Origin of the sequence: Devosia sp. Root436 (assembly GCF_001426345.1) — a bacterium.
Classification (GTDB): domain Bacteria; phylum Pseudomonadota; class Alphaproteobacteria; order Rhizobiales; family Devosiaceae; genus Devosia.
The window spans coordinates 139499-152450 of record NZ_LMEM01000009.1 but is presented as its reverse complement, the minus strand read 5'-3'; the positions used below and the strand labels follow the sequence as shown (position 1 = coordinate 152450).

Here is a 12952-nt window from a genome sequence, read left to right as displayed (position 1 = left end):
ACACCCCGCAAATGCAAGGACTACACCATGACCAAGCACGTCGCCGTTCTCATGGGCGGATGGTCCAATGAGCGTCCCGTCTCGCTCAGCAGCGGGGCGGAATGTTCGGCGGCCCTGCGCCGTGCCGGCTATCGGGTGACCGAGGTCGATGTGGGCCGCGACATTGCCAATGTGCTGCTCGAGCTCAGGCCCGACGTGGCCTTCAATGCCCTGCATGGCCCGTTCGGGGAGAGCGGCATGATCCAGGGCCTGCTGGAATTGCTGCAAATCCCCTATACCCATTCAGGCGTGCTGGCCTCGGCGCTGGCCATGGACAAGCACCAGGCCAAGATCATGCTCAAGGCTGCGGGCATTCCGGTGACGGATCACGTTATCGTGTCGCGCCCCGAGGCCGCGCGCAGCCATGTCATGGCGCCACCCTATGTCATCAAGCCGATTGCCGAGGGGTCGAGCTTCGGCGTGTTCATCGTCAAGGCCAATGTCAGCCATCCGCCGCAGGAAATCCTGCGCGAAGACTGGAATTGCGGCGAGGAAATCATGGTGGAGCGCTTCATTCCGGGGCGCGAACTCACCTGCGCGGTCATGGGCGATGTGGCGCTGGGCGTGACCGAGATCGTCACCGATCTCGGCTTCTACAACTACGAGGCCAAATATGCCGCAAATGGTTCTCGCCACATAATTCCTGCCGACCTGAAACCTAAAATTTACGACAAGGTGCAAAAGCTAAGCCTTGCCGCCCATGCGGCTCTCGGCTGTCGCGGCGTGACGCGGACGGACTTCCGCTACAACGACGCGGCCGGCGAGGATGGCGAACTGGTGTGCCTGGAAATCAATACCCAGCCAGGCATGACGCCGACGTCGCTTGCGCCCGAGCAGGCGGCCCATGCGGGCCATAGCTACGAAGAACTGGTCGCCTGGATGGTGGAGGACGCGAGTTGCAACAGGTAAAGAGCGAGACCTTTCTCGCCGGCGCAAGGGTGGTCGATCCCCGCGCATTGCCTGTTCCTGTCCGCTCGCCCCGCCGCAAGCTTGCCAACAATTTCGGTCGCGCCTGGGTGCTGCATCGCAGGCCCATCCTGCGTGCCGCCGCCATTGCCGCGCTGTTGACCACCACTGTCGCCGTCTATGAACTGCGCGAGCCCCTCGGCAATGCCGCCGTCGCCCTGGGCGAAGCGGCGCAGGGGCGCTTTGCCGCCGCCGGCCTCGCCATCGGCGAAATCTCCATTTCCGGCCAGGCGCTGACCAGCGAACAGGCTATTTTCGACGCGCTCGGCATCGAGCCGCATACCTCCACCGTCAGTTTCGATGTCGAAGCCGCCCGCCAGCGCATTGCCGAATTGCCGGCCGTTGCCGGCGTCACCGTGCGCAAGACCTATCCGGGCGATGTCATCGTAACCGTAACCGAGAAGGTACCGGTGGCCCGCTGGCGGGTAGATGGCATTACCTTCGTCGTCGATGGCGCGGGCGAGCAGATCGGCGAGGATCGCGGCGCCTATCGCGATCTGCCGCTGGTGGTGGGCGACGGCGCCAATGACGACGCCATGGTGATGATCCGCGCACTCGACCAGCATCCTGACCTCAAGAACAACCTCGTCGCCCTCTCGCGCATCGCCGACCGCCGCTGGGACCTGATCTACGATACGGGCCTGCGCGTGCAATTGCCCGAACTCGGCGTTGCCCGCGCCTTGCGCAATCTCGATTTCTACCAGGCCGAATACCAGTTGCTGGATCGCGACGTGACCATCATCGACCTGCGCGTCGATACGCTGGTCGCCGTGCGCCCTACCAAGACCGAAGAAGAACTGGCCAGGGACGAAAAGGCCAGGAAGGCCGCGATCGCAGAGCGCGCCCGTTCCGAGCAACCCTATCCAATGCCGCCACGTACCCTGCCGTCCATCGCCTTTCCCCAACCGACGACCACCCCGCAATGATGACCGACGCCATGACCTCCCGGCTTCGCCCCGTTCAGCCCGGCAAGACCACCTTGGTCGCCGTGCTCGATATCGGCTCCACCAAGATTTGCTGCGTCATCGCGCGCCTCACCCCGCGCGCCGAGGGCCGGGCGCTCAAGGGCCGCTCGCACCAGGCCGAGGTGATCGGCTTCGGCTATGGCCCGTCCTCGGGGGTCAAGAGCGGCGTCGTCACCGATATCGAAAAGGCCGAGCAGGCCATCCGCTCCGTGGTCGGCATGGCCGAGCGCGCCGCCGGGCTGACACTCGAAACCGTCATCGTCAACGTCACTGCCGGGCGCCTGGGTTCGGAAACCTTCTCCGCCGCCGTGTCGCTTGACGGCCAGGAAGTGGAAAAGGCCGACATTCACCGCGTGCTGCGCGCCGTCAACGAGCGCTCGGTCCGCCCGGAGCGCTCCATCATTCATGCGTTACCGATCGGTTACGCGATCGATGGCCAGAAGGGCATCCGCGATCCCAAGGGCATGGTCGGCGACAAGCTCGGCGTCGATGTTGCCGTGGTCAGCTCGGAAACGCTGGCCATGCGCAATCTCGAACTGGTGCTGCATCGGTGCCACCTGCAGATCGAGGCGCTGATCGCCACCCCCTATGCCTCGGGCCTGGCCACCCTGGTCGATGACGAAGCCCAGCTCGGCGTTGCCTGCATCGACTTCGGCGGCGCCACCACCACCGTCTCGGTCTTCAACGACGGCCACCTGGTCTATGCCGACGCCATCGCCATTGGCGGCCATCACCTGACGCTCGACATTGCCCGCCAGCTCTCGGTCAGCGTGGCCGATGCCGAACGGCTCAAGACGTTGTTCGGTTCGGTCTTGCCCGGCCAGGCCGACGAGCGCGACCTGATCCCGATCCAGCCGGTCGGCGCATCGCATGACGAAGCGCCGGGGCAGGTGGCCCGTTCGGTGCTCACCCGCATCATGCGCCCGCGCATCGAGGAAATCCTCACCGCCATCCGCGACCGCATGCAGGCTACCGGCATGATGGATGTGTGCGGCCGCCGCTTCGTTCTCACCGGCGGCGCCAGCGAAATGACCGGCCTGCCCGAAGTTGCCCGCCGCACCCTGGCGCGCAATGTCCGCAACGGCCGCCCCATGGGCATTGCCGGCCTGCCCGAAATGGCCAAGGGCGCCGGCTTTGCCACCGTGGCCGGCATGCTGATCTACCCGCAGGTCTGCGCCCAGGAATATGCCGAGCCCCGCGGCAGGGGCAAACTCACCGGCACCGACGGCTATTTCGCCCGCGTGGGCAACTGGCTGCGCACGAGCTTCTAGTTACCAGGCCCGTCCTGCGTCCTCGCCCAGCATCAGTGCTAGCCGTTTTCGCGTCGCTGCTTCGAAGGCGTCCGGCCAGTCGATATCGAGCCGCGCGGCCATGGCTCGGGCGCGGGGCATGAATGCGCGGGCGATGGCGAAATTGGCCGCGATCAGGGCGTCGCGTTCCGGGCCCGGATAGGGCAGATCCTCCAGCAGTCGTATCTGCTCCGCTGGCAGGAGCCGAGACAGATGCAGTATCCCGCCAGGGTCAGGATTGGTTACGTCCTGTAGCAGCAGTGACTCCAAGTGTCCGCGCAGCATGCCGACGCCGAGCACCATGGTTACATATTCGCCCCGTCCGAGCGCGACCGGCATCAGACCCAGCATACGAATGAATTCGTGGATCAGGTAGCGGACGAACCCGACTTCCGGCTGCTTCGGCGGCAGGGTATCGGGCAGGGTGTCGTAGATGCAGTCGCGATCGATCAGCGGTAGGATGGTATTTTTCGCCCGCCGGCCGAATGTGTGTTCGGCGACGATGCTGAGGTCACATCGCAGCCATTCCTCCGAGATGGCATTGAGCACGATCACCCCGCGCGGCAGCTCGTTCCAGAAGACGATGGGCGTGATCGCCTGGAGCGTTTCGTGCCAGTCGGCGGCGATTGTCGCGTGATCCCCAGGCGCGGCGAGCGCCACCAGGTCAACGTCGCTCCATTCGTCTGCAGTCTGGCGGCCAAAGCTGCCGGCGAGGAAGAGTCCGCGCACCGCTGCCTTGCCGGCCATTCGATCCGTGATGGCGCCAATCAGTTCCCGCTGGTCCATGGTCCCCTCCCCTTTTATGGCAGGGGACCACATCGCCGTCGCATAGGCAACGCGTCTCAGGCCTCCGCATACGCCTTCTGCAGCGCCGCCACATCGAGCTTGCGCATCCCCATCATGGCCTGCATGGCGCGTCCGGCGCCGGCAGGATCCTTGCCGAAGACGGTTTCGAAAACCTGCTTGGGCACGACCTGCCAGGAGAGGCCGAACTTGTCCTTGCACCAGCCGCACATGCTTTCCTCGCCGCCATCGCCGACGAAACGGTTCCAGAAATAATCCACCTCGGCCTGGTCGGCGCAGTCGATCACGAAGCTCACCGCTTCGGTGAATTTGAAGTCCGGGCCGCCATTGAGCAGCATGAACTTCTGCCCTGCCAGCTCGATGACGGCGGTGAAGGCCGGGCCCTTGGGGTCCTGACGCACCAGGTCGTGAACCTTCGCCGACTTGAAGGTCTCGGTGTAGAAGGCGATGGCGTCGTCGATGCGGTTGTCAAACCACAGGCAGGGCATGATCTTGGTCATTGTCGTTCTCCTCGATTGAGCGGCGCCGGATCTTATCCAGAACCAATATGTTATATTCCTAGTTGGTTATATAATGGATGTCAACAGGGTTTCCCGGTGTGGTTCGGCCGCGGCGTGGTTAACGCGTCGTCAATGGGTAACCGCGAGGTGTCGCAAATTGCGTTCACGTTAACACCGGAGAGACAATTGTTAGGGGCCGGTTAACGTTTGGGAGGGTAAATCTTTACCAACCAAGCCACTATGGGGCCCTCCATGACTATCAACCTCACCATTCCGGATATCCAGGAACTCAAGCCCCGCATCACCGTGTTCGGTGTCGGCGGCGGTGGCGGCAACGCCGTCAACAACATGATTGAATCCGGACTCGACGGGGTGGATTTCGTCGTTGCCAATACCGATGCGCAGGCCCTGGCGCTCTCCAAGGCACAGCGCATCATCCAGCTCGGCGTCGGTGTTACCGAAGGCCTCGGGGCCGGCTCGCATCCCGAGGTCGGCCGCGCGGCCGCCGAAGAGAGCTGGGACGAGATCAACGATCACCTCAGCGGCTCGCATATGGTGTTCATCACCTGCGGCATGGGCGGCGGCACCGGTACCGGTGCGGCGCCCGTCGTGGCCCGCGCGGCCCGTGAACAGGGCATCCTGACCGTGGGCGTGGTCACCAAGCCCTTCAACTTCGAAGGCAATCGCCGGACGCGCCTAGCCGATGACGGCATCGACGAGCTGCATCGCCATGTCGATACGCTGATCGTTATCCCCAACCAGAACCTGTTCCGCGTCGCCAACGAGAAGACCACCTTCGCCGATGCCTTCGCCATGGCCGACCAGGTGCTGTTCTCGGGCGTTGCCTGCATCACCGACCTGATGGTCAAGGAAGGCCTGATCAACCTCGACTTCGCCGACGTGCGCGCCGTGATGCGCGGCATGGGCAAGGCGATGATGGGCACCGGCGAGGCTTCGGGCGAAGATCGTGCCCGCCACGCCGCCGAGGCCGCCATTGCCAATCCGCTGCTCGACGATGTGTCGATGCAGGGCGCAAGGGGCCTGCTGATCTCCATCACCGGCGGCCCGGACCTGACGCTGTACGAAGTCGACGAAGCGGCCAGCCGCATCCGCGAGGAAGTCGACCCCGATTGCAACATCATCCTGGGCGCCACCTACGATCCGAGCCTGACCGGCACGATCCGCGTGTCCGTCGTCGCCACCGGCACCGACGCCACCATGGTTCAGGCGCTGGAGCCGGCCAAGCCGCATGCCTCGCGCACGCCGCTCGAAGTGCGCCGCCATGTGCCGGTCGAGCCGACCCGCACGCAGACCGAACGCGCCACTCTTGCCACGCCGGCCGCGCCGCAGGCCATCGAACACCAGTTCGCGGCTGCCGTCGCCGAAGCGTTCAACGCGGCACCGGCGCCGATGTCGTCGCATGACGAGGACGACGGTGTTTTCGTCGAGCCCTATATTCCGGCCGCCGAGAGCATGCACGAAGCCGAAGAATCGACCCTGATCGCCGAAGAGCCGGTTCCCAGCGTCTATGTGCCGTCCCATGCCGCCCGCCCCGAGGGCCAGCGCCGCATGCCGCGCACCGAGGAACTGCCGATTGTTGCGAGGCGGTCACAGGAACCGCAGGAACGTCAGGATGCCGAGCCGCGCAATGCACGGGCGCTGTTCAAGAAGCTGGCTTCCAATGTCGGTCTTAACCTGGGCCAGTCCCAGCCGGCCAGCAGCCCCGAAACCAGCTACGCGGCAGCCGACGATGCGGCGGCACGCAGCGCCATAGAGGCCGGTGGGGCAAGGGCTTCGCGCGTCGCACCTGCCGTCGAGGGCGCGCGTGGGCTGTCCGATGCCCATGGCCGCCAGCCGGCGCCAGCGCCGCAGAAGGACAGCCTCGAAATCCCGGCCTTCCTGCGCAAGCACGGTTAACATTCGGCCTGTGAATTCTGGAAACATTGCTCGGCGCGTCTTTCGCGCCGAGTTTTTTTTGGCTAACACAGTGTCGGGCGTCCCGGGCCTTGGGGTCGGAGTTATTTCGAGTATGCAAAAACTGTCCACGCGCCAGCGTACCCTCGCGGCCGCGATCACTTTCGCCGGATATGGCGTCCACAGCGCTCAACCGGTGACGATGACGCTCAGTCCGGGTGCTGCCGATAGCGGTATTACCATCAGCCGCGAAAAGGGCGATGGCACCAGGACCGCGCCGGTTCCCGTGCATTTCTCCCGCGTTACCCGCACCACCCTCTGCACCACGCTCGATCTGGGCGACAGCATCAGCGTCGCCACCGTCGAGCATGTGATGTCGGCCCTGTCGGGCATGGGTGTCGACAATGCCGTCATTACCCTCGATGGCGGCGAATGCCCGATCCTGGATGGCAGCGCCCGCCCGTTTGCCGAGGCCATCCTGCGGGTCGGCCTCGAAATCCAGCCGGTGCAGCGCCGCTTTCTCAAGATCATGCGCGCCGTCACCGTGCGCAACAATGACGCCTTTGCCGCGCTCGAGCCCTATAACGGCCGCGCGCTCGACCTCGAGATCGATTTCGACAGCAAGGTCATCGGCCGCCAGCGCATGATTTTCGACTGGACCCCGCGCCGCTATTACGAGGACGTGTCCAGCGCCCGCACCTTCGGCTTCGTACGCGATGCCAAGATCCTGCGCCAGGCCGGCTACGCGCTCGGCTCCAGCCTCGACAATTCCATTACCGTTCATGAGGACCGCATCCTCAATCCGGGCGGGCTGCGCTACGAGGACGAATTCGTGCGCCACAAGCTGCTCGACGCCATCGGCGACCTGTCGCTCGGCGGCCTGCCCATCTGGGGCCGCTTCCGTTCCTACAAGGGCGGGCACGCGCTCAATGCGCATGTGCTGACCGGACTCTTTTCCAGCGAAGCCAATTATGAGATAGTTGGTGCCGAAGACCTGCCGCTCGAATTCGAGGCGTTCGAAGATCAGCCCGAGGGGTTGGCGGTCAATCACTATCTGCGATCCGTGCGCTGATCTCTCACCGGGCAGCGGGCGGTGCCACAGTTTTGATCCATTTGCTAACTACGCCGCAGGCAAGCGGTTTTCGTTATAAGGACGGGGCAGTTCGTGACAGTTGACGCTATTGGTGGTCTCACCAGCCGGGCCGCCCGGTTTCTCACGGTTGCCCTGCTGGCCGCGGTTCTCGCCGGCTGCAGCCTGTTCGGTCCTGAAAAGCTCAAGGAAGAGCCGATCATTCCGGCCGCCACGCTGTATCAGAAGGCGCTGGACGATATGGACCGGCAGTATTTCGCTACGGCCATCAAGTCGCTGGAACAGCTCGACCGCCAGCATCCGCGCGATGCGCTGGTGGAAAAATCCAAGCTGATGCAGGTCTATGCCAATTATCGTGGCGGCAAGCTCGACGAAGCCATTCTCGCGGCCGACCGCTACATGGCGCTCTATGCCAACAAGCCCGATGCGGCCTATGTGCTCTATCTCAAGGGCAATGCCTACTACGCCCAGATCAAGGACATCACCCGCGATCAGCAGCTTTCGACCGATGCGATCGAAACCTACAACCTGGTGATTTCCAACTATCCGAAGTCCGAATATGCCGAGGATGCGCGCGAAAAGCTGCTGGTGGCCTATGACCAGCTCGCCGGCAAGGAAATGTCGGTCGGCCGCTACTATCTCGGCAATGGCCAATATACCGCCGCCATCAACCGCTTCCGCGTCGTGGTGGAAACCTGGCAGACCTCGACCCATGTCGAGGAAGCCCTGTTCCGCCTGACCGAGGGCTATCTGCTGCTCGGCCTCACCAACGAGGCCGCGACCGCCGCCGCCGTGCTGGGCCACAACTACCCGTCCAGCACCTGGTACAAGGAAGCCTATGACCTGCTCGCCAAGCAGGGCCTGGCGCCCGCGGTCAACGACGGCAGCTGGATGGCCGGGCTGCGGAACTAGGTTTGTTCGAGACCCCTCATGGCCTCCTCCTGCTGCCCCTCTCCCCTTGAGGGAGAGGGCGGTTCTTCCGCGTTCAGCGGAAGAACCGGGTGTGGGGTGCTGCGCCCTCCCATGCTTCAATGCGCGGCGATAGCTCGACACCCCTCATCCGCCCCTCGGGCACCTTCTCCCTCAAGAGGAGAAGGGAAAGCGCTCCCGACACCCCTCGAAAAACAATCATCTTCAAATCTGTTGCCAGTTTGTTCCGGTTTGCTAATATGCGTTCCGGCGCCATTCCCGTGCAAACGGGAATCTCCCTTCCTGTGCGAAAGGGGGATTCCCGCTTTCGCGGGAATGACGTGGTGGTAGTAGACTGGCGTGAAATGCACGCGCCCTGTGCACGAGTCCGGGAATAGTCCGCGCATGCTGAACGCGCTTTCGGTTCGCAATATTGTTCTCATCGACCAGCTCGACCTGGCGCTCGATGGCGGTATGACGGTGCTTACCGGCGAGACCGGCGCCGGCAAGTCCATCCTGCTCGATGCGCTGACGCTGGCGCTGGGGGGCAGGGGCGACGCCTCGCTGGTGCGCAGCGGGCAGGAGAGCGGCCAGGTGGTCGCCGTGCTGCAGCTGGCCGCCGACCACCCCGCCCGCGCTGCCCTGCGCGACAATGCCATCCCTGATGATGAGGACGTGATCCTGCGCCGCGTGCAGTTTGCCGATGGCCGCACCCGCGCCTTCATCAACGACCAACCGGTTTCCGCCGCCCTGCTGCAAAAGGTGGGCAGCCAGATCGTCGAAATCCACGGCCAGCACGATGACCGGGCTTTGGTCGATGTCGCCACCCACCGCGCCGCGCTCGATGCCTTTGGCGAGCTGGAAGCGGCTGCCGCCAAGGTCGGCGATGCCTGGCAGGACCTCAGCGACGCGCAGGATGCCGTGGCCGCGCAGAAGGCGCTGGTGGCGCAGGCGCTGGCCGCCGAGGACTATGCCCGCCACACGGTGGAAGAGCTGTCGAGGCTCAAGCCCGTGGCCGGCGAGGAAGAGGAACTTGCCGAGCGCCGCCAGCATCTGCAGCAGGTCGAGCGCGCCGCGTCCGATGTCACTGAGATCGACGACATGCTCAATGGCCCCGCGGCGCCCGCGCCGGCGCTGGCCAGCCTGATGCGCCGGCTGATGCGCAAGATCGACGGCGGCTCGACCCTGTTCCAGCCCATCGTCGATACGCTCGACGCCTCGCTGGGGGCGCTCGATCGCACCAGCGAAGCGCTCGAAGACCTCAAGCGCGAAATGGCCTATGATCCGGCCGAGCTGGAGGGTGTCGAGGAACGCCTGTTCGCCCTGCGCGCCGCTGCCCGCAAGCACCAGACCAGTTGCGACGGCCTGGCCGACGTGCTGGCCAAATACAGTGCCGATCTCGACACATTGCAAAGCGGGGAAACCCGCCTCGTCGCGCTCGAAGCGGCAGAGGCCAAGGCGCTGGAGACCTATCGCAAGCTGGCCGGGACGCTGAGCGCCGGCCGCGGCAAGGCGGCCGCGGCGCTGGGCAAGGCGGTCGGCGTGGAACTGCCCGATCTCAAGCTGGGCGCGGCCCGGTTCATCGTCGATCACCAGGTCGATGAGGCGCGCATTGCCGCCTCCGGCTTCGACCAGATCGCCTTTCACGTGCAGACCAATCCGGGCACGGCCGCCGGTCCGCTGCTCAAGGTGGCGTCGGGCGGCGAACTCAGCCGGTTCCTGCTCGCCCTCAAGGTGGTGCTGGCCGCGTCCGGCTCGGCCCCGGTGCTGATCTTCGACGAAATCGACACCGGTGTCGGTGGCGCCGTGGCCGACGCCATTGGCCGCCGGCTGTCGCGGCTGGCCGGCAAGGTGCAGGTGCTCGCCGTTACCCACGCGCCGCAGGTGGCCGCACGGGCGCAGCGGCACCTGCTGATCGAAAAGCAGTCGGTGAAGGAGGGGGCTTTCATGCGCACCCATGTCAAGCCGCTGGACGCGACGGCCCGGCAGGAGGAGGTCGCCCGCATGCTGGCCGGAGCGAAGGTGACGGACGAGGCGCGGGCGGCGGCGAGCAAATTGCTGAGCGAGGTTCATTGACTTCTTCCCTTCTCCCCTTGAGGGAGAAGGTGCCCGAAGGGCGGATGAGGGGTTTCTTGCTTGCGTCTGGCATGGGCTGGCGCAGCACCCCTCACCCTCGAAAATCCTCTGAACGAGGATTTTCTATCCCTCTCCCTCAAGGGGAGAGGGAACGGTGGACCGAACGAAGTGAGTGTTAGATGACCGACCTGTCCCAAAAGCCCGTCGACGATCTCACCGAGCCGGAAGCCGATGCCGAACTGGCGCGGCTCGCGGCGGCTATTGCCGCTGCCGATATCGCCTATCACCAGAACGATGCGCCCGAGATCACCGACGCAGAATATGATGCGATGCGCCGCCGCAACGATGCCATCGAGGAGGCTTTCCCCAATCTGGTGCGCGAGGACAGCCCATCGCTATCCGTGGGGGCGCCGCCGGCCGAGGGCTTTGCCAAGGTGCGCCATGCCGTGCCCATGCTCAGCCTCGCCAAGGCTTATACCGATGAGGATGTGGTCGATTTCATCACCCGCGGCCAGCGCTTCTTCCAGCGCGACGAGGGGCTGGAAATCGCCTTCACCGCCGAGCCCAAGATCGATGGCCTCTCGGCCTCGCTGCGCTACGAGAATGGCATATTCGTGCAGGGCGCGACGCGCGGCGATGGTGCGGTGGGTGAGGACATCACCGCCAACCTGCGCACCATCAAGGACATTCCCGAAAAGCTCAAAGGCACCGGCTGGCCGCAGAGCATCGAAATCCGCGGCGAGGTCTACATGACCTATGCCGAATTCCAGGCGCTGAAGGCTCGCTCCGCCGCTGCCGGCGGGCAGGATTACGTCAATCCGCGCAATACGGCCGCCGGCTCGCTGCGCCAGAAGGATGCCTCGGTTACCGCCAGCCGCAACCTCAAATTCTTCGCCTATGCCTGGGGCTATACCACCGAGGACCCGGCGGCGACGCAATATGACGCGGTGCAGAAATTCGCCGAATGGGGCTTCGAAGTTTCCCCGTTGATGGTGCGGGCGAAATCGGTGGACGAACTCATCGCGCAATACCGCAAGATCGAGGAGCAGCGCTCCTCGCTCGGCTACGATATCGATGGCGTGGTCTACAAGGTCGACCAGCTCGAATTGCAGCGCCGCTGGGGCTTCGTCACCGGCGAGCCGCGCTGGGCCGTGGCCCACAAATTCCCGGCCGAGCAGGCGACCACCACGGTCAAGCGCATAGATATCCAGGTCGGCCGCACCGGCACGCTCGCCCCGGTGGCGCGGCTGGAGCCGGTCACGGTGGGCGGCGTGGTGGTGGAGAATGTCACCCTTCACAATGAGGACTATATTGCCGGCATCGACAGCAATGGCCTGCCGATCCGCGGCGACGAGCCCATCGATATCCGCATCGGCGATACCGTGGTCATCCAGCGGGCAGGGGACGTCATTCCGCAAATCGTGCGCGTGGTGCTGGAAAAGCGCCCCGCCGATGCCGTGCCCTACCAATTCCCGCATATCTGTCCGATCTGCAAATCGCCGGCCACGCGCGAGCTCAACGAAAAGACCGGCAAGGAAGATTCCCGCCGCCGCTGCACGGGCGAGCTGATCTGCCCGGCCCAGGCGGTGGAAGGCCTGCGCCATTTCGTGTCGCGCGGGGCGCTGGATATCGAAGGGCTGGGGGCGGAGAATATCGAATTGTTCTTCTCCAAGGGCCTGGTCCGCACCGCCGCCGATATCTTCACCCTGCATGAGCGCCGCCCCGCCGTGCAGCAGGCGCTGGCCGAGCGGCGCGAGGAACAGGCAAAAATCCGCGAAGCCGCTTCGGGCAAGGTGCGCAAGAATGTCCGCGCGGTGGAAGACCGCAATTACGAAGGCCTCGACAAGCTCTTTGCCGCCATCGACGCGCGCCGCACCCCCGAGCTCGATCGCTTCATCTTTGCCCTGGGCATCCGCCATATCGGGGAAACCACCGCGGCCGCGCTGGCGCGCACCTTCGGCACGGTGGAAGAGCTGATCAAGGTAGGCAAGGAAACCGCCGCCGCCGAAGACCCCAAAAGCGTTTTTCCCTCGGTCGACGGCATTGGCGGCACTGTGATCGAGGCGCTGGCCGGTTTCTTCGGCAATCAGCGCAATGACGACGTGCTCGATGCTCTGCTGGCCCAGGTCCACCCCAAGCCCTATATCGTCAATGTCTCGGCCGACAGCGTCGTCGCCGGCAAGACGGTGGTGTTCACCGGCTCCCTCGAAAAAATGACACGATCGGAAGCCAAGGCTATGGCCGAGAGGCTGGGCGCCAAGGTGGCGGGCTCGGTATCGGCTAAAACCGATATCCTGATTGCCGGCCCCGGCGCCGGGTCCAAGCTCAAATCGGCCGAGGCACTGGGCGTCGAGGTGATTACCGAGGACGAATGGTTCGAGCGCGTCGGCAAATAGGGGA

The 12952-nt window shown here is 64.7% G+C and carries 10 protein-coding genes; 8 read left to right on the top strand and 2 right to left on the bottom strand.

All coding sequences use genetic code 11. From position 1 onward, the window contains the following. The first annotated feature begins 27 nt into the window (after positions 1–27). The 3 genes from ASD04_RS05735 to ftsA are packed head-to-tail and all read left to right on the top strand — an operon-like array spanning position 28 to position 3241. Complete coding sequence (locus ASD04_RS05735) at positions 28–948, top strand: D-alanine--D-alanine ligase (protein ID WP_056253873.1); 921 nt, start codon at positions 28–30, stop codon at positions 946–948. Next, a complete protein-coding gene (locus ASD04_RS05730; protein WP_056253871.1) occupies positions 936–1931 on the top strand; it encodes an FtsQ-type POTRA domain-containing protein in 996 nt (331 codons plus the stop codon). Before ASD04_RS05735 ends, ASD04_RS05730 begins: the two co-directional genes overlap by 13 nt. Before the next feature lie 11 nt (positions 1932–1942). Beyond that, positions 1943–3241 carry a cell division protein FtsA gene (gene ftsA / locus ASD04_RS05725; protein ID WP_244488259.1) on the top strand — a complete coding sequence of 433 codons (1299 nt, stop codon included), beginning with the start codon at positions 1943–1945 and terminating at the stop codon, positions 3239–3241. Here the strand turns inward: ftsA and ASD04_RS05720 are convergent, their stop codons facing one another. Beyond that, a complete protein-coding gene (locus ASD04_RS05720; protein ID WP_056253863.1) occupies positions 3242–4045 on the bottom strand; it encodes a hypothetical protein in 804 nt (267 codons plus the stop codon). It lies immediately after the preceding gene. Positions 4046–4101: 56 nt separating this feature from the next. Next, a complete protein-coding gene (locus ASD04_RS05715) occupies positions 4102–4563 on the bottom strand; it encodes a VOC family protein (RefSeq protein WP_056253861.1) in 462 nt (153 codons plus the stop codon). 252 nt (positions 4564–4815) lie between these two features. On the opposite strand from ASD04_RS05715, the gene ftsZ reads away from it, so the two are divergent. The 5 genes from ftsZ to ligA all read left to right on the top strand — a co-directional run bounded on the left by ftsZ (position 4816) and on the right by ligA (position 12948). Then, complete coding sequence (gene ftsZ / locus ASD04_RS05710; protein WP_056255432.1) at positions 4816–6480, top strand: cell division protein FtsZ; 1665 nt, start codon at positions 4816–4818, stop codon at positions 6478–6480. Positions 6481–6592: 112 nt separating this feature from the next. Further along, entirely contained in the window at positions 6593–7549 is a 957-nt protein-coding gene (gene lpxC, locus ASD04_RS05705) for a UDP-3-O-acyl-N-acetylglucosamine deacetylase (protein WP_056253857.1), read from the top strand. A 93-nt stretch (positions 7550–7642) separates the two neighbouring features. Next, positions 7643–8479, top strand: a complete 837-nt coding sequence (locus ASD04_RS05700) for an outer membrane protein assembly factor BamD (protein ID WP_056253853.1) — start codon at positions 7643–7645, stop codon at positions 8477–8479. Between the two features lie 402 nt (positions 8480–8881). Further along, positions 8882–10552: a DNA repair protein RecN gene (gene recN / locus ASD04_RS05690; protein ID WP_056253846.1), complete on the top strand. Its 1671-nt coding sequence runs from the start codon at positions 8882–8884 to the stop codon at positions 10550–10552. Positions 10553–10740: 188 nt separating this feature from the next. Then, positions 10741–12948, top strand: a complete 2208-nt coding sequence (ligA, locus tag ASD04_RS05685) for an NAD-dependent DNA ligase LigA (RefSeq protein ID WP_056255430.1) — start codon at positions 10741–10743, stop codon at positions 12946–12948. Positions 12949–12952 lie beyond the last annotated feature (4 nt).

Coding starts and splice junctions, on each gene's coding strand:
- ASD04_RS05735 (WP_056253873.1), top strand. CDS start 28: ATGACCAAGCACGTCGCCGTTCTCATGGGCGGATGGTCCAATGAGCGT.
- ftsA (WP_244488259.1), top strand. CDS start 1,943: ATGACCTCCCGGCTTCGCCCCGTTCAGCCCGGCAAGACCACCTTGGTC.
- ASD04_RS05720 (WP_056253863.1), bottom strand. CDS start 4,045: ATGGACCAGCGGGAACTGATTGGCGCCATCACGGATCGAATGGCCGGC.
- ASD04_RS05715 (WP_056253861.1), bottom strand. CDS start 4,563: ATGACCAAGATCATGCCCTGCCTGTGGTTTGACAACCGCATCGACGAC.
- ftsZ (WP_056255432.1), top strand. CDS start 4,816: ATGACTATCAACCTCACCATTCCGGATATCCAGGAACTCAAGCCCCGC.
- lpxC (WP_056253857.1), top strand. CDS start 6,593: ATGCAAAAACTGTCCACGCGCCAGCGTACCCTCGCGGCCGCGATCACT.
- recN (WP_056253846.1), top strand. CDS start 8,882: ATGCTGAACGCGCTTTCGGTTCGCAATATTGTTCTCATCGACCAGCTC.